This window comes from Hymenobacter telluris (assembly GCF_017313265.1).
In the GTDB taxonomy this organism is placed as follows: Bacteria; Bacteroidota; Bacteroidia; order Cytophagales; family Hymenobacteraceae; genus Hymenobacter; species Hymenobacter telluris.
In genome coordinates, this window is record NZ_JAFLQZ010000003.1 from 483,472 (window position 1) to 505,153 (window position 21,682).

General features: G+C 55.5%; 23 protein-coding genes. 17 read left to right on the plus strand and 6 right to left on the minus strand.

The annotated features are described in order from the left end of the window. Positions 1-75 precede the first annotated feature (75 nt). On the minus strand, positions 76-585 hold the full coding sequence (locus tag J0X19_RS06950) for a hypothetical protein (RefSeq protein ID WP_206983051.1): 510 nt from the start codon (positions 583-585) through the stop codon (positions 76-78). Between the two features lie 740 nt (positions 586-1,325). On the opposite strand from J0X19_RS06950, the gene J0X19_RS06955 reads away from it, so the two are divergent. Then, positions 1,326-2,327: an SMP-30/gluconolactonase/LRE family protein gene (locus tag J0X19_RS06955; protein WP_206983052.1), complete on the plus strand. Its 1,002-nt coding sequence runs from the start codon at positions 1,326-1,328 to the stop codon at positions 2,325-2,327. A gap of 134 nt (positions 2,328-2,461) precedes the next feature. On the opposite strand, the gene J0X19_RS06960 is transcribed toward J0X19_RS06955, so the two are convergent. Continuing rightward, positions 2,462-2,812, minus strand: a complete 351-nt coding sequence (locus J0X19_RS06960; protein ID WP_206983054.1) for a hypothetical protein — start codon at positions 2,810-2,812, stop codon at positions 2,462-2,464. A gap of 288 nt (positions 2,813-3,100) precedes the next feature. On the opposite strand from J0X19_RS06960, the gene J0X19_RS06965 reads away from it, so the two are divergent. From J0X19_RS06965 to J0X19_RS06990, 6 genes are all read left to right on the plus strand, one after another. After that, complete coding sequence (locus tag J0X19_RS06965; RefSeq protein ID WP_206983056.1) at positions 3,101-3,553, plus strand: Spy/CpxP family protein refolding chaperone; 453 nt, start codon at positions 3,101-3,103, stop codon at positions 3,551-3,553. Positions 3,554-3,741: 188 nt separating this feature from the next. Beyond that, positions 3,742-4,350: a HupE/UreJ family protein gene (locus J0X19_RS06970; protein WP_206983059.1), complete on the plus strand. Its 609-nt coding sequence runs from the start codon at positions 3,742-3,744 to the stop codon at positions 4,348-4,350. Between the two features lie 88 nt (positions 4,351-4,438). Continuing rightward, positions 4,439-5,986: a DUF6020 family protein gene (locus J0X19_RS06975; RefSeq protein WP_206983061.1), complete on the plus strand. Its 1,548-nt coding sequence runs from the start codon at positions 4,439-4,441 to the stop codon at positions 5,984-5,986. A gap of 153 nt (positions 5,987-6,139) precedes the next feature. Then, positions 6,140-8,503, plus strand: a complete 2,364-nt coding sequence (locus J0X19_RS06980; protein WP_206983063.1) for a M1 family metallopeptidase — start codon at positions 6,140-6,142, stop codon at positions 8,501-8,503. Positions 8,504-8,619: 116 nt separating this feature from the next. Then, positions 8,620-9,276 (plus strand): hypothetical protein, encoded by a 657-nt coding sequence (locus J0X19_RS06985; protein ID WP_206983066.1) that lies wholly within the window; start codon positions 8,620-8,622, stop codon positions 9,274-9,276. A gap of 29 nt (positions 9,277-9,305) precedes the next feature. Then, entirely contained in the window at positions 9,306-9,680 is a 375-nt protein-coding gene (locus J0X19_RS06990) for a PH domain-containing protein (RefSeq protein ID WP_206983068.1), read from the plus strand. Between the two features lie 224 nt (positions 9,681-9,904). Here the strand turns inward: J0X19_RS06990 and J0X19_RS06995 are convergent, their stop codons facing one another. Continuing rightward, entirely contained in the window at positions 9,905-11,287 is a 1,383-nt protein-coding gene (locus tag J0X19_RS06995) for an NAD(P)/FAD-dependent oxidoreductase (protein WP_206983070.1), read from the minus strand. 175 nt (positions 11,288-11,462) lie between these two features. Further along, the gene (locus J0X19_RS07000; RefSeq protein WP_206983410.1) at positions 11,463-12,131 is read right to left on the minus strand and encodes a carboxypeptidase-like regulatory domain-containing protein; all 669 of its coding nucleotides are present in this window, start codon (positions 12,129-12,131) and stop codon (positions 11,463-11,465) included. A gap of 117 nt (positions 12,132-12,248) precedes the next feature. Between J0X19_RS07000 and J0X19_RS07005 the strand changes: the two genes are divergently transcribed. The 5 genes from J0X19_RS07005 to J0X19_RS07025 all read left to right on the plus strand — a co-directional run bounded on the left by J0X19_RS07005 (position 12,249) and on the right by J0X19_RS07025 (position 14,976). Then, positions 12,249-12,647 (plus strand): ArsR/SmtB family transcription factor, encoded by a 399-nt coding sequence (locus J0X19_RS07005; protein WP_206983072.1) that lies wholly within the window; start codon positions 12,249-12,251, stop codon positions 12,645-12,647. A gap of 80 nt (positions 12,648-12,727) precedes the next feature. Then, entirely contained in the window at positions 12,728-13,036 is a 309-nt protein-coding gene (locus J0X19_RS07010; protein ID WP_206983074.1) for a (2Fe-2S) ferredoxin domain-containing protein, read from the plus strand. Between the two features lie 123 nt (positions 13,037-13,159). Beyond that, positions 13,160-13,855 (plus strand): YjjG family noncanonical pyrimidine nucleotidase, encoded by a 696-nt coding sequence (locus J0X19_RS07015; RefSeq protein WP_206983076.1) that lies wholly within the window; start codon positions 13,160-13,162, stop codon positions 13,853-13,855. A 118-nt stretch (positions 13,856-13,973) separates the two neighbouring features. Continuing rightward, entirely contained in the window at positions 13,974-14,528 is a 555-nt protein-coding gene (locus J0X19_RS07020) for a nucleoside/nucleotide kinase family protein (protein WP_206983078.1), read from the plus strand. A 16-nt stretch (positions 14,529-14,544) separates the two neighbouring features. Then, positions 14,545-14,976 (plus strand): hypothetical protein, encoded by a 432-nt coding sequence (locus tag J0X19_RS07025; protein WP_206983080.1) that lies wholly within the window; start codon positions 14,545-14,547, stop codon positions 14,974-14,976. Between the two features lie 6 nt (positions 14,977-14,982). On the opposite strand, the gene J0X19_RS07030 is transcribed toward J0X19_RS07025, so the two are convergent. Next, positions 14,983-15,978 carry a glycoside hydrolase family 43 protein gene (locus tag J0X19_RS07030; protein WP_206983096.1) on the minus strand — a complete coding sequence of 332 codons (996 nt, stop codon included), beginning with the start codon at positions 15,976-15,978 and terminating at the stop codon, positions 14,983-14,985. A gap of 183 nt (positions 15,979-16,161) precedes the next feature. Here J0X19_RS07030 and pruA point away from each other — a divergent pair, with 183 nt between their 5' ends. Continuing rightward, complete coding sequence (gene pruA / locus J0X19_RS07035; protein ID WP_206983098.1) at positions 16,162-17,832, plus strand: L-glutamate gamma-semialdehyde dehydrogenase; 1,671 nt, start codon at positions 16,162-16,164, stop codon at positions 17,830-17,832. Positions 17,833-17,892: 60 nt separating this feature from the next. On the opposite strand, the gene J0X19_RS07040 is transcribed toward pruA, so the two are convergent. Then, on the minus strand, positions 17,893-18,501 hold the full coding sequence (locus tag J0X19_RS07040; RefSeq protein ID WP_206983100.1) for a Uma2 family endonuclease: 609 nt from the start codon (positions 18,499-18,501) through the stop codon (positions 17,893-17,895). A 132-nt stretch (positions 18,502-18,633) separates the two neighbouring features. Between J0X19_RS07040 and J0X19_RS07045 the strand changes: the two genes are divergently transcribed. From J0X19_RS07045 to J0X19_RS07060, 4 genes are all read left to right on the plus strand, one after another. Then, positions 18,634-19,023, plus strand: coding sequence for an NADH-quinone oxidoreductase subunit A (locus J0X19_RS07045; RefSeq protein WP_022824370.1), 390 nt, complete (start codon positions 18,634-18,636; stop codon positions 19,021-19,023). A gap of 72 nt (positions 19,024-19,095) precedes the next feature. Beyond that, complete coding sequence (locus J0X19_RS07050) at positions 19,096-19,650, plus strand: NADH-quinone oxidoreductase subunit B (RefSeq protein ID WP_022824371.1); 555 nt, start codon at positions 19,096-19,098, stop codon at positions 19,648-19,650. Between the two features lie 82 nt (positions 19,651-19,732). After that, positions 19,733-20,299 (plus strand): NADH-quinone oxidoreductase subunit C, encoded by a 567-nt coding sequence (locus J0X19_RS07055; protein WP_206983102.1) that lies wholly within the window; start codon positions 19,733-19,735, stop codon positions 20,297-20,299. Between the two features lie 92 nt (positions 20,300-20,391). Further along, positions 20,392-21,660: an NADH-quinone oxidoreductase subunit D gene (locus tag J0X19_RS07060; protein WP_022824373.1), complete on the plus strand. Its 1,269-nt coding sequence runs from the start codon at positions 20,392-20,394 to the stop codon at positions 21,658-21,660. Positions 21,661-21,682 lie beyond the last annotated feature (22 nt).

Genomic DNA, 21,682 nt, shown 5'->3' on the forward strand with positions numbered 1-21,682 from the left:
GGCACAATGCCGGCGGGGCTTTTTTGTTTGTATAACCGTGTCTGAATGTTTGGCACTATATGATGTAACGCTAGCCTAACGACGGCGACGGGCAGCTTTGCGCTCCATCCTAGCGCGGTAGACACGTCCGGCGGCCACATGCTTCTCTTTTAGCCGTTCCCGAATATCGGCAGGCAATGGCGTGCCAGCCAAATAACTGGTGCGTAATTCAGCAAACTTAGCGTCGGAGTAAGGAGCGTTATGCACAAACATGTACGCAACCCCTCCTGCCGCCAATAGCAGCCCCGCAGCTACCTGCCCCCCAGATGGTTCATTGTTTTGAGTTGGGGCGTAAGGTGAACCTGAACTGCTGCTAGCATTAGACCCCGTCATGAGGCGTAGCCCCGGTAACGCCAGCAAGATAGGCAGTTGTCCACCAAGGCGCTTGGCATTGAAAAAGCCTTGCACTGCATCAAGCGTATCCTGCCGAGCATCGGCAAGAGTTTGGGCCGCCGTGGAGACTGAAACACTGGGCGCAGGCCCATTGGGGGCCACCCCTTTTGCCAGCAACGGGTTGTATTCAGAAGCCGTGCCGTGCAGAGGCATGAAATTGCCCTTTAAACGTCGTTTAATACTATATGGCAAATGGCCGGTAGCAGCTAGCTCGCGCAGTACGCGCTTCTCACGGCTCCACCAAAACTGGATACTCTTATTTAACCCAATGCCAACCAAAGCGGTACCTGCCACCACACCAGGTGTCCAGACCCCAGCGCTGGTAGACTGCTGAGCTGGCAGAATAGAAGCTAGCATACCGGCCGTACCTAATGCCAACCAACCAGCACCACCGCCCCGCCGGCTCTTGAATAGTTCGTGAACAGCTCGGGCAGTATCGGCCCGGGTCAGCGGAGCGTAGGTACCCGGCAGTTGAGTTACCGGCGGAGCCGCAGCATCGGCAGGCGATGCTTGTGTGCTGCTGGCAGGACTTGCGGCGGTAGTTGAGTCAACAGCAGACTGCTGAGCCAAGCTATTAATTCCACTACTTAAGACTAGCGCCGTGATAAGTATTCCTTTTTTCATAGTTGTTACATAGAAGCTGAGCGAGGTGTTACTAAGAAACTATAGCTTAATCTGAGGTAAACAGTCAGGACGAAACTAGTATATATCATTCAGCTTATTATCATAGTCTACACCAAACGCTCATTTTGTTGGAAGCCTAAATCTGAGTGTGTTTTCACCTGATAATCCGGCAAACTAACTCAGCAGTTACGCTATGTTCTGAAAGTCATCTTTTATATCATTATGAGCGTATGGGTAAGTACTTGCACCGCAAACTTTTACTTACCACTATGATGCATTCTTTCCTTCCTTTCCCCGCCAAGCAGTTTGCACTGCCCCGCTTTGTTCGGGTGGCGGCAGTATTAGCGGGGCTTGCCCTTGTACTTCCCGGCTGCTCCGACGATGACGACACCTCTGCCGACCCAGCCGGCCCCGACAAGATTACGGTGCCGCAGGCAAGACTCCACCCCGAAGGTATTCAGTATGATGAGGCCGGTAAGCGGTTCTTCGTCAGTTCGCGCACGCAGGGGCGCATTGGCACCGTGACAGATGACAGCACGTACACGCAGTTTGCCGATGACAGCCGCTTGGTGTCCACTATTGGCCTAAACCTGGATGCCAGCCGCAACCGCCTGCTGGTAGCCGTGTCGGATAATGGGGCCAACACCAGCCGATCCACGGCGGCTACGTTGCGGCAGCTGGCGGCGCTGGCTATCTACAATACTACTAATGGCACACTCAGCAACTTTATCAATCTGGGTACGCTGAAAGCCGGCAACCACTTCGCCAACGACATTGCCGTTGACAGCCAGGGCAATGCATACATTACCGACAGCCTCTCGCCTATTATCTACCAGGTTACGCCGCAAGGCATTGCCAGCATCTTTCTGGAAAACGCGCAGTTGAGTGGTGGTACCGGCTTCGGGCTGAATGGCATTGTGTTTCACCCTGATGGGTATTTGCTGGTGGCGAAGGCCAACGACGGTGCTTTGTTCAAAGTACCTATTACCAACCCAACCGGCTTCACGCGGGTAACCACCAGCCAGAGCTTGACCGGTGCCGATGGCCTGCTGCTGGTTGACAACCGCACTTTATTGGTCGTTTCGGGTAGCCAGCAGACCGTATTCCGCATTTCCAGCTCCGACGGCTGGGCCAATGCCAGCAGTGCGGGCAGCTTTGCCACGGGTGCGGTGAGCCCCACCACCATCACACGCCGCGGCACCGATGCTTACGTGCTCTACCCTTACCAAGCCACTTCTCCGCGCTTCGCCATAGTAAAGGCGAAATTCTAAGCAATAGTCAGCTGCTGCTTAACACCGCTTACTATTGAAAATCCCGCTGGCGCCGAGCCAGCGGGATTTTTTTGGCTGTGCATAGGCCGACAACCGGCTTTGCACAGGACTTTTGCTGCTTAGTTATTGCGGTTTTAGGCTGCTAACCCAGCAGTGCGCACGTAGCTCATCAGCCGAAACAGCTCGGCATGGTTGGCTACGGGTCCGGCATAATGCACTACAGGGTCGTAGAGGTTGCCCGACGATAGTTCCACCAAGTTGTCGTCGCCATCGGGTACGTAGAGGCGTAGTGTTCCTTGCGGGGTTAGGCACACGTATAGCTGGCCTTGCTCGTAGCTGGTGCCGGAAGGCAAGCCAACAGCCGGCAGAAAGCCTGCCTGCTCCATTTCATGTGGTGATACGAAGAACGACATTACAGAAAGCAAATTGGTGTAGTAGCGCGTTTTAGCAGTAGGCTCCGGATTGAACGTGAGGGTTGGCAGCATTCAAAACAACACTAAAACTGCGGTACTTGCTTGGTCTACTCTGCCTATGCGGCGTTTCCATCGACCAATGGACGCGCCCGGAAGGTTAACCTGGGGTTTAGCCCCAAAGCCCACCATGCAACGCTAGCACGCGGTACCATCAGGAGACTGAAACGCGAGGATAGTCGGTGAAAGTGCAGACCTGGCCGATTTCGCTGGGTGCCGCCAGCAGCTGGCAAGTAGTTTCGCCGCATCGTTACTGGGTTGCTTCTTACCCGGGCCGGCATATTTCACTTTTCTTTTTTCCGCATGTATACCTCTCCTTTGCGCCTGTGCCTGCTGGGCGTTTCGCTTAGCGCTTCGTACGCCGCCACAGCCAGCGTTGCCAATTCCGATAAGCTGGTTCTGCCGTCGTTCTTCGGGCAGGATGGACCACGCCAAGGCCGCCCTGATGGCCCGCGCCCGCCTAAAGGTGGTGCCGACCACCTGAAAGACCTCAACCTAACCGACAAGCAGAAAACCAAGGTTGAGGCGATTATGAAAAAACAGCGCCAGGAAATGGAGGCGCTGCACAAAGACGGCAACGGCAGTACCGACCGGGAAGCCACTATGACGGCCATGCGCCGCCTCGACGACGATACCGATTCTCAACTCAAGCAAGTGCTGACGCCCGAGCAATACACCAAGTACCAAGCTAAAAAGAAGGACCGGCCGCAACCCCCAAAAGATAGTCAGGGCCGGCCGCCACGTAAGGCGGAGTAGCCCCAGAATACTGATTCGCGCCACGCACTGGTGCCAGATGCCTCGTTTCATCTGCTACCAGTGCGTGGCGTATTTGCGGATAGTTGCCACTGGCATTCCGGCAACGCCTGAGCGTCAAGCGTTTGCCACCAGCCGCTTCCGCTACTGCCGGCATGCCCTAAAATCCGGACATCCTGTAGCTTTGCAGCATGTCCGTTTTCCAGACGTATCTCCAACTCGGCTTCTACCACATCTTCAACCTGCGGGCCTACGACCACATCGTGTTCCTGCTGGCTTTGTGCGCCCCCTACGTGCTGGCCGACTGGCGCCGCGTGGTAGCCCTGGTAACTAGCTTTACGGTAGGCCATTCCCTGACGCTGGCGTTAGCTACGCTGGGTGTAGTGAACTATAGTGCCGCGCTTATTGAAGCCCTGATTCCGATTACCATTCTGCTCACCTGCCTTGTTAATTTGGGTAAAGCCGGGAAAGCAGAGCCGCGTTTGGCCCGCCGCCTACGCCCCGAACCCATTGTGCTGGCCCTGCCTAACTTGCTGGCCGCCGTATTTGGGCTGATTCATGGCCTTGGGTTTTCCAGCTACCTGCGGGAGCTGCTGGGCCGTCAAAGCCGCCCTATTATCGAGTTGCTGGCTTTTAACGTAGGCGTGGAACTGGGGCAGTTGCTTATCGTAAGTGTTATCCTGGTACTCGGCTTTATCATACTCCGGGTCTTCAATGCTGCTCACCGCGACTGGTTATTGGTAGTGAGCGGCGCAGCGGCAGGCATTGCGCTGGTATTGCTGCTGGGGCAGCTTGCTTAGTACGTTTCGTTGGTAGCAGCTGCTACCTATCCGTTCCAGGCGCGGTGTGGATACGCGCCGCTTTGGGTTTTCTTGCTTACGGATGTAGGTGAGCAAGTGGCGTATTACACTTTATTTACACCTCTATCACACGCGCTTATTTTCTATCTATTTTCTTGAAAATAACCTTCTGGTTTATATAGCATATCTTGTTTATATATTCAGTTTATACATATCACACATGACTTTATTGCAACTTAGAAAGCCTAATTTTCTACCATACTACGCGTGGCAATTCATTTTGTATGGTGGCCCTTGCGTAGTGGTTTGGCTGCTGTACTTCCTGGCTTTCTTTCCGGGCATGATGTCCCGCGATTCGCTCGACCAGTGGCAGGAGGTTATTACGTTTAGCTTCAACGATTGGCACCCGGCTATTGTATCGTTTTCTTATTGGTTGCTAACGCGCATTTGGTTTTCACCGGCTATTATTTGCCTCGCTCAACTACTCGCTTTAGCCAGTGCGGTTACTTATGCCCTAACTAAGTTGCAGCAACGCGGAGCACCAAAGTGGCTGCTGTTATTTCTCACGCTATGCATTAGTTTTTTCCCGCTTAACGGCTTTTATGTAAATACTCTATTCAAAGACGTGCCTTTTGGTATAGCTGTCTTTGTTTTATCGATTTACGCCGTAGAAATATTCGAATCGAAGGGCGCCTGGCTGCAATCCAATCGGAATATCTTTTGCCTAGCCTTGGCCCTTACTTGCGTGTGGCTGATTCGGCACAACGGCTTGCTTACCTCGCTGCTCACTATTGCCTGCCTGTTCGGTTTCTATTTCCGGTACCGCAACCGGGTGTTACTTGCGGCGCTTTGCTGCTTTGGATTGGTGTTTGTCGTGAAAGTCCCGCTGTACCGCGCAATTCATGTGCAAGGCAAAGTGTATGCGCTGGAAATTCTGCTTACCCACCAGATAGGTGCTATGCTACACGATGGCGCGCAGCTTTCAGCGTCAGAAAAGCAAGTGTTGGAAAAAGTGCAGCCGCTGTCCGTTTGGCAGAAGGAGTACAACCCATTTACCAGTGACAATCTGGTGTTCAACGAGCATTTCAACTACGCTTATTTAGCGCAGCCCGGCGCCAGAGAGGCGTATATTCAAACCTGGTTTTCGTTGGCCAAACGCTACCCAAATTCGTTAATTAAACATCAGTTAAAAGTATCGGAATTAGTGTGGCGGCTCGATCATCAGGAAGGCAGCTACACGTATGCTGCTCACCCGCTAATTGACACCAATAACGTGGGGCTTACAACAAAAAGTCTCTCCCCTACCCTCAATCAATTTATTAAGCAGAAATATTATTCCACACTTTACAAAACCTTGTTCCGCATTATTCTCTACCGACCGGCTTTTTATATTTATCTTATTATAATTAGCGGCTTACTCACCATTCTGCTTACCCGCAGCCGTAAATACGTGGTGGCACTTGCGCCTATTGCCAGCATTATTGTGGGCGTTGCTTTTACTATTCCGGTGCAGCACGTGCGCTATTTATACCCTTGCTTTTTGGTGGCCCCGCTGCTGGCTGCCAACCTGCTACTGCACCTGAGCACCTACCGCCGCCGCACCAGCAGCCCCCTATTGGCTACTCCACTCCCGTAAAATCTGGCGGGTACTGCTGCCTGTTGCGCAGGTTTCCAACATATTTGTTGGAATAAAGGAGCTCTTTCATGCAGCCAGAACCTTTTAAAACCATCTATCTGTTCGCAGAACAGCTTGACTTTACACGCCCACTTTCGCCTCACTAACTAATCCATGCAGCTACGTTTTCTCTTATCAGCGGGCCTGGTGGCTTGTTGCGCTAGTATCGCAACGGCTCAAACCACGAATTCTGGCACTGATAAGTTTGCTCAGCTAGGCACCACGCTGCCTACGCCCAACGCCTACCGCACCGCCTCCGGTGCCCCCGGCACCGACTACTGGCAGCAGCGCGCCGACTACAATATTCGGGTGAAGCTGGACGATGATAAACAGTCCATTACCGGTTCCGAGGACATCACCTATACCAACCTCTCACCCGATGTGCTGACCTACCTCTGGGTGCAGCTCGACCAAAACATCCTCGACAAAAACTCGATTACCACCGCCACCCAGGTGGGGCAGATTCAGGACCGGATGCCGTTTCAGGCGCTGGACTATTTGCAACGGAGCGAGTTTGATGGCGGGTTCAAGATTTCCAAGGTGGAAATGAAGGGCGGCAAGGCCTTGCCGTACGTTATCAACCACACCATGATGCGCGTGGATCTGCCCACGCCGCTGCGGCCCCGGCAGGCCGTAACGTTCAGCCTGGCGTGGAGCTACAACATCAACGACCAAACCAAAATCAACCAGCGCAGCGGCTACGAGTATTTCCCCGAGGACAAAAACTACCTCTATGAAATAGCGCAGTTCTACCCGCGCATGGCCGTGTACAGTGACAACCAAGGCTGGCAGCATAAGCAGTTCCTCGGCAACGGTGAATTTGCGCTGCCCTTCGGCGACTACCGCGTAAGCATTACGGCCCCCTCCGACCACATTGTGGGCGCTACCGGTACGCTGCAGAACGCCTCGGAAGTGCTAACGTCTACGCAGCGGCAGCGGCTGGCGCAGGCCGTGAATGCCAAGAAACCGGTGCTGATTGTAACCCCGATGGAAGCCGAGCAGGCTGAAATGCGGCGCAAGGGTGGCACCAAAACCTGGACCTACGCCGCCAAAAACGTACGGGACTTCGCCTGGGCTTCGTCGCGCAAGTTTATCTGGGATGCCATGGGCATCAAGCAGGAAGGCGTGCCGGTGATGTGCATGAGCTACTACCCCAAAGAAGGCAACCCGCTGTGGGGCAAGTACTCGACGGAAGTGGTGGCGCACACCATCAAAACCTACTCGAAATTCACGATTCCGTACGCCTACCCCGTAGCTATTTCGGTGCACGGGCCGGTGGGCGGCATGGAGTACCCGATGCTGTGCTTCAACGGCGGCCGCCCCGAGAAAGACGGCACCTACACCGCCGACCGGAAATACGGCATGATTTCGGTGATTATCCACGAGGTGGGGCACAACTTCTTCCCGATGATTGTGAATTCCGACGAGCGGCAGTGGACCTGGATGGATGAGGGCCTGAACACCTTCGTGCAGTACCTCACCGAGCAGGAATGGGAGCGGAACTACCCGTCGCGCCGCGGGGAGCCCAAGAACATTGTGGACTACATGCGCACCGGCACCAACCTGCAAACCCCGATTATGACCAACTCGGAATCGGTGCTGCAATTTGGGCCGAACGCCTACGCCAAGCCCGCTACCGGCCTCAACATTCTGCGCGAAACCATTCTGGGCCGGCAGCTCTTCGACTACGCCTTCAAGGAATACGCACGCCGCTGGGCCTACAAGCACCCCGAGCCTGCCGACTTCTTCCGTACCATGGAAGACGCCTCCGGTACCGACCTCGATTGGTTCTGGCGCGGCTGGTTCTACACCACCGAGCACACCGACCTGGCCCTGGAAGGCGTGAAGTGGTACAAGGTGGACTCCAAGAACCCGGAGTTGGAAAACGCCTTCAAGCGCCAGCAGCTCAACAGCGCCCCCCAAACTCTCTCGCAGCAGCGCAACCTTCAGGACATCAAAAGAACCCTGGTAGACGACAAGCCCGAGCTGAAGGACTTCTATAACAACTACGACCCGCTGGCTACCACCGATGCCGACAAGCAGCGTTACCAGCAAGTAGTGAAGGGCCTCTCGCCCGAGCAGCAGCAGCGCCTCAGCGCCGGCCTGAACTTCTACGAACTAAGCCTGAAAAACCTGGGCGGCCTCACCATGCCGGTCGTCGTGCAGATGACCTACGAGGACGGCAAGCAGGAAGTGGTGAACATTCCGGCCGAAATCTGGCGCAAAAACAACGCTGAGGTAACCAAGGTGTTTATCACCGAAAAGCCCGTCGTAAGCTTCGTGCTGGACCCCTACCTGGAAACCGCCGACACCGACCTGAGCAACAACGCCTGGCCGCAGAAAGCCGCCCCGTCGCGCTTTGAGCTGTTCGAGCAGCAGCAGCGCGTTCAGCCGAACCCAATGCAACAGCAAACGTCGATGCAGCAGAAGGAGCAGAAGCCGGGCAGCAGCACCGGCGCCAGCGGCGGGACCAACTAATTTGCTTTAGCCTATATAGAAGCAAAAAAGAGCCCGGTGAATAGTCACCGGGCTCTTTTTTGCATTATGTTCGGCTTGTTATTCACAATCAATTTATTATCCGTTTTATTAAGCTTATGCGCAATCTGTTTCTCATAACTGTTTTCCTGGCTATTGCCTTAGCAGGTTGTCACAACCAAAATGAATCAGAGGAAGCTACAACCAAACTACCTCCTAGTCTTCCCACGGCCAGCCCCTCACTCAGCGACTCTTTAGCACAATTGGTAAAGTTGTATCTAGAGTATCCTCTCCCACTACAACTATCAACGGAAGTGCTGGAGAAAGGACCAGGGCATAGAAGCCCTTTGGCGGAGGGTCAGCCAATTCCACGGAATTTCTGGTTCCTGTTTGGCGAATATAGTACCGGAGAGGACAGTAGTATGTTCGCCGTGGCAAAGCTTCCCTTACCAAGTCAAAAAACAGGACTTCTCACCAGGGTTCCGGGAATGTATATGCCGAGTAAAATAATTCTCTTCGTATTTGACAATCAAACAGGCCAAGTTACCTCGACTTGTGAGGTGGCAGAAACGTTTGGCGATGCCGGCGACGTTTATGTTCGCACCTCTAATCTGAGTTGGGGAGCCAGGCAAGAATTGAGCATTGTTGTTAGCCAATCAAACTGCTCACCTATTAATGAAAATTTGGATAACATTACCTGCACAGATTCAACCTTGATTTATGAGTCGAATAAGGGCTTAATTTCTCTTATTACTAAAAGAAAGAAAACTCAATAACACTTAAAGACGCTAACAATCTCAACCACATGGGACTACTCGACGGCTTACTCGGCAACGCATCGGAAAACGACGCGCAGGAAATTCAGCAGGACCTGACGCAGGTGCTGGCCGCTGGCGAGCGGGTGGAAAAATCGTACGCCGTGCTGCGCGACCTGATTGTGTTTACCACCAAGCGCCTGATTCTGGTGGACAAGCAGGGCGTAACGGGCAAAAAGCGCGAATACCTCAGCATCCCCTACCGAAGCGTAGAGCGGTTCTCGATGGAAACCACCGGCCACTTCGACCTGGAATCGGAGCTAAAAATCTGGGTGCGGGGCCAGGCCGAGCCCATCAGCAAAACCTTCCGCAACGATAAAAGTATCCACGACGTGGCGCGGGCCCTGGCTGAATACGCGCTGTAGAAGTGAGATAGTGAAATGGTGATTTTGACGTGCTAACGGCTCAATTAGCCCCAGCGGGGCGGCATGTTGGTAGCAGAAAGGATACTAGTAAAACAAGCAAGCCCCAGCGGGGCGACATCAACCGTTCAACGAGTTGTGTCGCCCCGCTGGGGCTTTTGCTGTATGCGGCTGCCTATGTTCCTACCAACATACCGTCCCGCTGGGGCTGCACAGCCACCTCACTTCTACCGACCGACCACTTCCGCGTCGGGGGAAGGCACTGAGGGGTTGTACTGCGGGGTTTGGGCGTTGTGCTCGGCAGTGGCCTTGCCTTTGTCGTCCTTGAAATCGGTGCGCTTGTAGGGCCGGATAATGAGGCGCAGGGCCCGGTCGGAGCTAACGTAGCTGAAGGCCCAGTCGATGAACGTTACCACTTTGTTGCGGAAGCCTACCAGCGTCATCAGGTGCACAAACAGCCACGTAAGCCAGCCGAAGAAACCGCCAAAATGCTTGTCGCCGGGCAAGTCTACTACGGCTTTGTTGCGGCCCACAATGGCCATACTGCCCTTATTGAAATACTTGAACGGCACCGGCGCATCACCGCGCAATAGGCGCTTGAAATTATCGGCGAGTTGCTCGGCCTGCTGAATGGCCACGGGCGCCAGCATCGGGAAGCCGCGGGGCATATCTTCGGTCACCATGTTGGCCACGTCGCCGATGGCATACACGTTGGTTTGGCCTTCCACGCGGTTCCAGTTGTTCACGCTGATGCGCTTGTTGCGGGCCACCACTTCGGCTGGCAAGCCGGGCACCTCGGCCCCGTTCACGCCGGCCGCCCAAATCAGGTTTTCGGTCCGGATAAATTCGGTGTCCGACACGTAGGCTCTGCAATCCTCGAACCGCTTCACCGACGTGTTCAGCCGCACATGAATGTTCTTGTCTTCGAGGTAGCGCTTGGCTTTCTCCTGCGAATCTTTGGACATGGGCCCCAGCACGGCCGGGCCGGCTTCCACCAGATAGATTTCCATCTGGCGCAAGTCCAGCTCGGGGTAGTCTTTGGGCAGCACGTCTTTACGCATTTCAGCCAGCGAACCAGCAATTTCGACGCCCGTAGGACCGCCGCCCACAATCACCACGTTTAGCAGCGCCTGGCGCTCCTCGGGGTTTTCTTTTAGCAGGGCCTTCTCGAAGTTCTGGAACAGGTAGCTCCGCAAGTTCAAGGCATTCGGGATGCTTTTGATTTGCATGGCGTTCCGCTCGATGCTCTCGATGCCAAAGAAGTTGGTGAGCGAGCCGGTAGCCAGCACCAGATGGTCGTAGCGAATTTCGCCGATGCTGGTTATTACCGTGTTGCGGGCGGTATCTACGTGCTGCACACCCGTCATGCGGAAAAAGAAGTTCTTCTGCCCCGCAAAAATCTTGCGAATCGGGTAGGCAATACTGTCGGCCTCTAGTGCGCCGGTGGCTACCTGGTACAGCAGCGGCTGAAAGTTGTGGTAGTTGTTGCGGTCAATTACGACCACCTGCACGGGCGAATCAGCCAGGTCTTTTGCCAGCCGTAGCCCGGCAAAACCGCAGCCTACAATCACAATTCGCGGCTGCGAGGTGACAGGTATGTTGGTATCCATTTCGAGAAGGAAAGGTCAAACACTTCCTTAACTGCGAAATGGCTTCTGAGGTTGTGGTGGAGGTGTTAGAGTGAATGAGCGAGTGAGTGAATGAGTGAAGTAGCCTACGTCTGTTGACGTTCTTGCCAGTACCGCCGGAGGCCACTTCACTCATTCACTCACTCGCTCATTCACTCTAGTAATCAACGCCTTCTTTCTTCTTGAACTCGCCGTCTTTCACCTGCTTGATAAGTTGCAGCCAGCTGAAGGGGTTCAGGAGCGGGTTGTTGCTTTGCAACGACGGGCCCATACCCATGCGGCGCTGCTGCTCTAGCTGCTGCATCTGCATGGTTTGGCGGTAGTTGCCCATGCTGGTAACCGGGGCATTGTTGAAAATACGGCGCAGAATATCCTGGTTCAGGTTTTCAGCCGCCGCCGAACCCCGCTCTTTGGGCAGGCGCAACGCCAGAAACGCTTCTTTAAACGCTTTTTCGGTGGCATACGGGAACACGCGTACTTCGGGCAGCACGGTTACGTCTTCGCGCAGCTGCACAATTACCGAGTAGCTCTGGCGCTGATAATCGGGTGGAATAACCACGTACTGGTTGCGGTAGCCCAAGCTCCGAATCACGATACTGTCGCCGGTGAGGACGGGCAGCGAGAAGTAGCCGTAGGCATTGGTGGCGGTACCACGGCCAGCTTTGGGCACAAACACCGTAGCACCCGGCACACCCAGCAGCGAGTCGCCGGTGGCTACAATGCCGGTGAACTGCACTACGCGCGGCTGGCCTTGTGCCCGCGCGGCACCAGGGGCCAGCCCCGCCAGCAACAGGCAGAAAACCAGCAGAAAACGAAATCGAACCATCACAGGCATAGGGGAATTACAGACTACAAGTATACCACTTCTTCGGGGCCCGCTGCCGGCTTTCCCCTAAATTTGAACGACGGCCGGGGCTCCTTTCCTGCCATCATTCGTCTAAAGATGCGCCTCAAACACGTCAGCGTTGCATTCGGCCAGCAACTATTTAAAGCTTTCGGCGACGAGAGCCGGGTGCGCATCCTGCACTTGCTGTGGCGCAACCAGGAAATGTGCATCTCCGACCTGGAACAGGTGCTGGACTTCACCCAGACCAAAACCTCCCGCCAATTATTATACCTGAAAAATGCAGGTTTGGTGAATTTCCGGCGCCTCGATAACTGGATGTTCTACTCCATTCAGGGCGAAGGCACCGAGCTGGTGCAGCAGCTATTGGGCTACATGGAGCGCGACGCCCAGCTTGTGCGCGACCAGCAGATTTACCAAACGCTCTGGTCGAACCGGGAACTGGCCGCGTACAAGCTGCAAAACCGCCGCTGGACTGGCACGCCCACCGAACAGTAGCGCCGGTTCCTGCGTTTGCTATTCTACACAGCTTGTTAGGTTTTCCGTTCCCATCACCAGTTGCTTAACGCCCGAAATCAGTGATTCACCTGTTTGTTTGTAATGCCCAGAAAACCGAAGTCGGCAAGGATGTTGCGCGGGCACTGAAAATCGAGCTGAAGAAGCAGGGGCTGAAGTCGTTGTTTGCCGGCGGCCAGAAACACAAAACCCGCGTGCAAACGTGCAGCTGCCTCGACCAGTGCAAGCACTGCAAAAAAGGCGCGGGCGCGGCCGTAGTCGTATACCCCGAAGGCATCTGGTACGGCGACGTAAAGCCCAAAGACGCCGCCGACATCGTGCGCGACCATATCGGCGAAGGCCACCCAGTGAAGCGTTTGTTGCTAGAGTAAATGCAAGACTGTGCTCTTAGTCATTTTTAGCCCGCAGAAGACGTTGAGGTTCGCGCAGAGGACGCGGTGTTCCGGAGGCGAATCACTTGCCATAATTTTTAATTCTTAATTGATAATTTTTAATTGAAACCCTACCGCCACATCTTTTTCGACCTGGACCATACGCTCTGGGATTTTGAAGCCAACGCCAACGAAACGTTGCGCCACTTGTACCAGCAGCACGATATGGCCCGGTTTGGCGCGTTCACCGTCGACGAGTTCATCCGGGTGTACAGCGACATCAACCACGGGTTGTGGCGGCTCTACCAAAGCAACAAAATCACGCAGACGCAACTTCGCGCTACCCGTTTTCCGCGCACCTTCGTGAAGCTGGGTTTGCAGGAATCGGATGCGCCGGCGGGCTTATCGGAGGAATTTACCGACATTCTGCCGCTGAAAGCAGCCGTGTTTCCATTTACGTTTGAAGTGCTGGACTACCTGAAGCCGAAGTACGAGTTGCACTTGATTACCAACGGCTTCCGCGACATGCAGTACACCAAGCTGAACTCGTCGGGCCTGACGGAGTACTTCCAGGAAATCGTAACGTCGGAATGCTGCGGGCACCTCAAGCCCGACTGCCGCATTTTCGAGCACGCCCTGGAACGCACCGGGGCTACCGCCGCCGAAAGCCTGATGGTAGGCGACAACCTGGAGTGCGACGTGCTGGGCGCCCGCAATTCCGGCATCGACCAGGTGTATTTCAACCCCGAAAAGCGCCGCCACTTCGCCGAAACCACCTACGAAATCAGCTGTTTGAGCGAGTTGAAGTCGTTTTTGTAAGCACGACTGTCATTCCGAGCGGAGCGAGGAATCTGCTTTACCGCCTTGTTCCGGCTCACTCAGATTCCTCGTTCCGCTCGGAATGACAAGCCGTAGTGGTCGGCTACCTTTGCCGGCTATGATACAGCTAATAGGCCTTTCGGGGCGGCGGGGCAGCGGCAAAGACACGGTGGCACGGCTTATTCAGCAGTTGCAGCCGGAGCGGCAGTGGCATATCCGCTCGGTGGGCGAGCCAATTAAAGCGGTATGCGCCGCCCTGGCCGGCGAGGACGTGGCCCCTTACTTCTCGCAGGAAGGCAAAACAGAATTGCTGCCGATATTCGGCCGTACCCGCGGTGAGATGCTGCAACAAGTGGGGCTGGCGTTGCGCCAGTGGGAGCCGGACATCTGGGTGCAGGCGTTCTTCTCGCAGCTGCCGCCCGAACAGTTCATCGTAATTGCCGACGTCCGTTTCCCCAACGAAGCCGACCTCATCCGCAGCCGCGGCGGCCTCATGCTGCGCGTAGAAGGCGACCCGCTCCAGCAGCGCGGCGACGGCACCCGCGACGACACCCACCCCAGCGAAACCGCCCTTGATGACTATCCCCATTTCGCCGCTACGATTCAGAATAGCGGCTCGATTGAGGAGTTAGAACGGCAGGTGCGGGAGTGGTTGAAACAGTGGTCAGTTTAGGACCGGTCATTTCTATATGAAGCTATTACGACCTAAAACATTACTCTTGCTTATTGGCTTGGCCTATGGAGTGAGTAGATGTGTTCCTCAAGAGCGTTTTAGAATTCTCATTCCGACTGATAAGACCGGAGCCTATATTGACGTAGAGCTACGAGAAGGTGGTTGGTTAACAGCCCATCAGTTCATTCATATTATCTACGGTTGTCCGACCAGCTTATTTCGGAAGGACCAGAAAAAGGAAATTGGTGTGTACGAGTTGTATGCGCCGGATGCGTTTCTCACCTACAACGACCTTACAACCGAGTGGAAGGGTAAGCAGCGTTTGTTGATTCACAGCACTACTAACCCAGATTTGATTATCAACTTAGCTGAATATCGATTAGAGGGAGCTTTGCGCCACACAAATTCTATACCCACTCATTCTCTGACGACGAATTATAGGAACTAGAATTCATTACCCCACCGGCCCCTCCTGCGCCTCCCACGACGGAGTACCGCCCGTAACCAGCCGGGGCCAGCCGTTCACGTATTCCAGTCGGTCGAGAAGCAGGACGCGGCGGGAGTAGCCCTGCTCGGCATCGATGGCGTCGAATTTGGGTTGGCGCGGGTCAATGGCGTGGTAGGCTAGCCAATCCTGGTCGGCGGCGTCGGTTACCACGCAGTTGTGGCCGGGGGCAAGCCAGTGTTCGTTGCCTTCGAGCAGCATGGCGTAGGGGTTGTTGGTAGCGTCGGCCAGGGTTTCGAAGGGGCCGGTGGCGGCGCGGGACCGGGCTATCAGCACGCCGTAGTGGGCATCGTCGCCGCAGCAGTTGTTGCCGGAATAGAACAGGTAGTACCAGCCGTTGCGCAGCACCACCCAGCTGCCTTCAATCAGCTGGTCATAGCGCTTGGGGTCACCGGCGCCGGCCGGCTGAATCAGATACTGCGTCTCGCTATTCGGCGCGAAAGAAATTCGGTCTTCGGCTAGCTCTCGCACCATCAAGGGGCCGAAGCCGGAACCCCAGTATAGCAGCCGTTTTCCGGTAGCCGGGTCGTCAAACGCCATGGGGTCGATGTGCAGGAAACCGGGGCCGCACTGTAACGGCGTGCCACAGTCGGTGAACGGACCAGCCGGCGTGGTGGCAGTAGCCACGGCCAGGCAGAAGCCGTCGGGGTCGTTGTCGGGTTTGGCGGAGTAGTACAGGTAGAACACCCCGGCATGCTCGCTTACGTGCGGGGCCCAGAGCTTCTGGGTGCTGCTGGCCCACGCAGGTTTCACGGGTAGCGCGTCGGCGAGGTAGTCCCAGTACACCAAATCCGCGGAACGCGCCACCTGCATATTGACAATAACGCCGCCGGGCCGCTTGGTTTGGGTACCGTACGCATAATACAAGCCGTCGGAAGCCCGGATAATGGTGGGGTCGGCAAAGTCGTAGTCCCAGATGGGGTTGGTATAGGTGGTAGGCGGCATAGCGGTAATTGTGGCTTCGGGTATGCTTATCCGTACGGATGTTGGGTTACACAAGGTTGGATAGGGCCACTGGCGGGCGGGCTTTCGGGTGCACCGTGTACCGCGCGTCATTTCGGGGAGGTAGCTACCTTTGCTGCGCCTCCCGAAGTGGCAATCATCCATCGTAAACCAGCCATACCACCCATGTCCAACGCCTTTTTCAACGTTCCCGCCCCCGTTAATGAGCCGGTGAAGGCCTACGCGCCCAACTCGCCCGAGCGTCTGGAGCTGCTCAAAACCCTCAAGGAGCTCAAGCAGGTGCAGCGCGACATTCCTATGCACATCGGCGGCAAGGAAGTACGCACCGGCAACACGCTGGATATCCGCCCGCCCCACGACCACCAGCACGTGCTGGGCCAGTTTCACGAGGGCGACGCCGGCCACGTAACCCAGGCCATTGATGCCGCCCTGGCCGCCCGCGCCAGTTGGGCCGCCCTGCCTTGGGAGCACCGGGCTTCCATCTTCCTGAAAGCTGCCGAGTTGCTGGCTGGTCCCTATCGTGCCCGCCTCAACGCGGCTACCATGCTGGCTCAAAGCAAGAATGCCTACCAAGCGGAAATCGATGCGGCGTGCGAGCTAATCGACTTTTTCCGCTACAACGTGCACTTCATGCAGGAAATCTACAAGCAGCAGCCGGTGTCGTCGCCGGGCATGTGGAACCGCCTGGAGCACCGGCCGCTGGAAGGCTTCGTGTTTGCCCTCACGCCGTTCAACTTCACCTCCATTGCCGCCAACCTGCCCGCCTCAGTGGCCATGATGGGCAACGTGGTGGTTTGGAAGCCCGCTTACCCGCAAATCTACTCGGCGCAGGTGCTGATGGAGCTGTTCAAGGAAGCGGGCCTGCCCGACGGGGTTATCAACCTGATTTACGTGGACGGCCCCGTGGCCGGCGACGTTATCTTCTCGCACCCCGACTTTGCGGGCATCCACTTCACCGGCTCTACGGGCGTGTTCCAGCAAATCTGGAAGACCATCGGCCAGAACATCACCACCTACAAGAGCTACCCGCGCATCGTGGGCGAAACCGGCGGCAAAGACTTCATTCTGGCGCACCACTCGGCGCACCCGCGCCAGGTGGCCACGGCCATCAGCCGCGGTGCGTTCGAGTACCAGGGCCAGAAGTGCTCGGCCGCCAGCCGAGTGTATATCCCCAGCAACATCTGGGACGAGGTGAAAGGCTACGTGCAGGAAGATTTGAAGTCGTTCAAAATGGGCGACGTCGAGGACTTCTCGAACTTCATCAACGCGGTTATCACCGAGGCTTCCTTCGATAAACTGGCCCGCTACATCGACGCCGCCAAACAAGACGAGTCGGTGGAAATTGTGGCCGGCGGCAACCACGACAAGTCGAAAGGCTACTTCATCGAGCCCACGGTTATCGTGACCAAGAACCCGCAGTACGTAACCATGTGCGACGAGCTGTTTGGCCCCGTCCTGACGGTGTACGTCTACGATTCGCAGGATTTCGAAAAGACCCTGGACCTCGTGGATGGCACCTCGCCCTACGCTCTCACCGGCGCCATCTTCTCGCAAGACCGGTACGCCATCGACCTGGCCTCCAAGCGCCTCGTACACGCCGCCGGCAACTTCTACATCAACGACAAGCCCACCGGCGCCGTAGTGGGCCAGCAGCCCTTCGGTGGCGCCCGCGCCTCCGGCACCAACGACAAAGCCGGTTCCATCCTGAACCTGCTCCGCTGGGTATCACCGCGCGCCATCAAGGAAACCTTCGTGCCGCCCGTTGATTACCGCTACCCCTTTATGGGCGTAGAAACCGGCGAAAACCTGAACGTAACGGGCCAGGGCGGCTTCTAAGCCGGTACTCAGCCAGCAGTAAAAAGCCGCTTCAGATGACTGAAGCGGCTTTTTCATATATTACTCTGACCCACCCGGCATTTGAGGTGGCACGCCTAGCCTGACTCTGGCGTAGAGTTCGGCTAGCGGCACTCGGATACCAAGCGCCGCCAGATGAATCTCGTCTGTAAGCATATCATATACTTGCAGCGTCCACTCACTTTCCGTGGCTGCCTGTTCTACCACACGCGTTAGACATTCCACCCAGCAATAATCTTGGCGAATCAGTACGTAATGGCGTAGGCTCGGCAGGCGCTGATAGAAACGAAGTTTGGCCGTGCGGTCATAATCGGCGCTTTTGGGGGACAATACTTCTACAATCACCGATGGATGTTGCAATATTCGGTCGGCCTCCAGGTCGTCAGGATGGCACGATACTATCAGATCAGGATAAAGGATGGTAGAAGCGTCGATTTTCAGCAACGCCCCATCAATAAACACCTCACATTGATCAGGATTCAGCCTATCATCTAATGCGCGATATCCATTACCAATAATCCGGTTATGCGCCAGTGACGCGCCGGACATTGCGAATATCTCACCTTGGTAGTATTCGTGCCGTATCTCGGACGCTTCCTCCAGGGCCAAGTATTCTTCCACTGTATACTGCGGTGGCTGGGTTTGTTCCATACAAACTGACTGGGTTTCTCTTCAAAGATACGCCTTTCCGGGGCTGCTTGATTTCACCTTTGTTCCGCTGGCATTTCGCGTTACCTTTGCCCTTCAACGCTGTTCTTGAACGGCCTTTTCCCGTTGTCGTCTATGCTTCTCGCTGTAACTACCAATTATCAGCCGCAGGACTTTCTGCCCATCATCGTGCAGTTTGGGCTGGCGGTTGCTTTCGTGGCCTTTGCCATGATAACCTCGCACCTCCTCGGGCCACGCCGCAAAAGCGTGGTGAAGGACGAAGCCTTCGAGTGCGGTATCGAGTCGGTGGGCAATGCCCGCACCCCGATTTCGGTGAAGTACTTCCTCACGGCCATCCTGTTCGTGCTCTTCGACATTGAAGTAATTTTCATGTACCCCTGGGCCGTAAACTTTCGGGCGTTGGGCACCAGTGGCTTTATTGAAATGGTGGTGTTCCTGGCCTTCCTGTTGGCGGGCTTCGGCTACGTCATTAAAAAGGGAATTTTGCGCTGGAACGAGGCGTAAGCCAGCAAACCTTTATTGGCTGGCTGGTGTTGGCTAAGAGGAGGTTATACTTCTTCAATCTGACTTTTTATCATGGATAATAGAGTTCCTGAAATCAAAATGACGGAGGCGCCGGATGGCCTCGAAGGAGCTGGCTTCTTCGCTACGTCGCTGGAGAAAGTGGTGGGTATTGCCCGCGCCAACTCGCTCTGGCCCCTGCCTTTTGCTACCTCGTGCTGCGGCATCGAGTTCATGGCTACCATGGGGGCCCGCTACGATATTTCACGCTTCGGTTCCGAGCGCCCCAGCTTCTCACCCCGCCAAGCCGACTTGCTGATGGTAATGGGGACCATTGCCAAGAAAATGGCCCCCATTGTAAAGCAAGTGTACGAGCAGATGGCCGAGCCTCGGTGGGTACTGGCCATGGGTGCCTGCGCTTCTTCGGGTGGCATCTTCGATACCTATTCGGTGCTGCAAGGCATCGACCGCATTATTCCGGTTGACGTGTACGTGCCGGGCTGCCCACCCCGCCCCGAGCAAGTACTCGACGGCTTGATGCGCGTGCAGGACCTCGCCAAAAACGAGTCAATCCGCCGCCGCAACTCGCCTGAATACCAAGCCCTGCTGGCTTCTTACAACATTAAATAAGTAGTGAGTATTGGGTATTGAGTAGTTAGACTTTAGCCAGTCGACATCTCAATACTCAATACCAAATACTCAATACTAGGAAATGGCTGACCAAACCGTAGAATCACCCGACGCTCAGGAAACCGCTGCTGAACTTGATCCGGCCGCGCAGAAGAACAAGCAGTTGCTCGACCTTCTGTATCGTTTGTTTGGACAGGATACTTTCACTGATGTGGAAGAGCCCTACGGCTTCCTGACCGTCACGACCACACGGGAGCGAATCCATGACATCATTGCCGGTCTACAGCAAGACCAGGAGTTGCAACTCAACTTCCTGACCACGATGTGCGGTATGCATTGGCCGGAGCGCAAAGACCAGGAGCTTGGCATGGTGTATATGCTGCACAGCCTGGTGCACAACATCCGCCTGCGGTTGAAAATCTTCTTCCCCATTGGCGATCCGCACGTACCTACCATGACCGACCTCTACTCCACCGCCAACTGGATGGAGCGTGAGGCGTTCGACTTCTATGGTATCATTGCGGTTGGGCACCCCAACCTGATCCGCATCCTCAATGTGGAAGACATGGACTACCACCCCATGCGCAAGCAATACGCGCTGGAGGATGGTACCCGTGAAGACAAAACCGACTTATTCTTCGGCCGATAAACTCTTAGTGCTTGGTGCCTCGTGCTTCGTGCATAGGCAATTCATCGAAACCAGCTAAGCACGAGGCACCAAGCACTAAGCACTACTATACAATGGCAGTAAACGACACGCTGGAAGGCACCCGCAAGATTGTTGAAGAGGCCGAAGAGCAACGGCCCAACCTTCATCCGCTGGCTCCAACCGTTAACGACTTCAACCAGGAGCTAACCACGCTCAACCTCGGGCCGACTCACCCCGCTACGCACGGCATCTTCCAGAATATTCTGCAGATGGACGGCGAGCGGATTGTATCGGGAGTGCCTACTATCGGCTACATCCATCGCGCCTTTGAGAAGATTGCCGAGCGGCGGCCTTTCTACCAGATTACGCCCCTCACCGACCGGATGAACTACTGTTCGTCGCCCATCAACAACATGGGCTGGCACATGACAGTGGAGAAACTGCTCGGCGTAACCGTTCCGAAGCGTGCGCAGTACATGCGCGTGATTCTGATGGAACTAGCCCGCATCACTGACCACCTGATTTGCAACGGCATTTTGGGTGTGGACACCGGTGCTTTCACCGGCTTCCTCTACCTGATGGATGAGCGGGAGAAGGTGTACGAGATTTACGAGGAAGTAAGCGGCGCCCGTCTGACCACCAATATGGGCCGCGTAGGCGGAATGGAGCGCGACTTTACGCCGGTAGCTATTCAGAAGCTGCGGGCCTGGCTGAAGTCGTTCCCGGCCGTAATGCGTGAGTTTGAGAAGATGTTCAACCGCAACCGCATCTTCATGGACCGGGTAGTGGACGTGGGCGGTATTTCTGCTGAGCGTGCCCTTAACTACGGTTTCACCGGTCCTAACCTGCGCGCCGCTGGCGTTGATTACGACGTGCGGGTGATGAACCCCTATTCCAGCTACCAGGATTTCGACTTTGAAATTCCGGTGGGCACCAAAGGCGACACCTACGACCGGTTTATGGTGCGCAACGAGGAAATCTGGCAGAGCTTGCGCATTATCGAGCAGGCCCTGGAAAATCTCCCCGAAGGACCTTACCACGCCGATGCACCGCACTTCTACCTGCCGCCCAAACAGGCCGTGTACCAGAACATGGAGGCGCTCATCTACCACTTCAAAATCATCATGGGCGAAATTGACGCCCCGGTTGGTGAGGTATACCACAGTGTGGAAGGCGGCAACGGCGAGTTAGGTTTTTACTTGGTTTCGGACGGCGGCCGCACACCGTACCGCCTGCATTTCCGCCGTCCGTGCTTTATCTACTACCAAGCCTACACGGAAATGGTAGTGGGCCAGACCCTCTCCGACGCCATCGTGACGCTGTCGTCGATGAACGTAATTGCTGGCGAGCTGGACGCGTAGTTTTTGTTGATTTTCAAGTAAG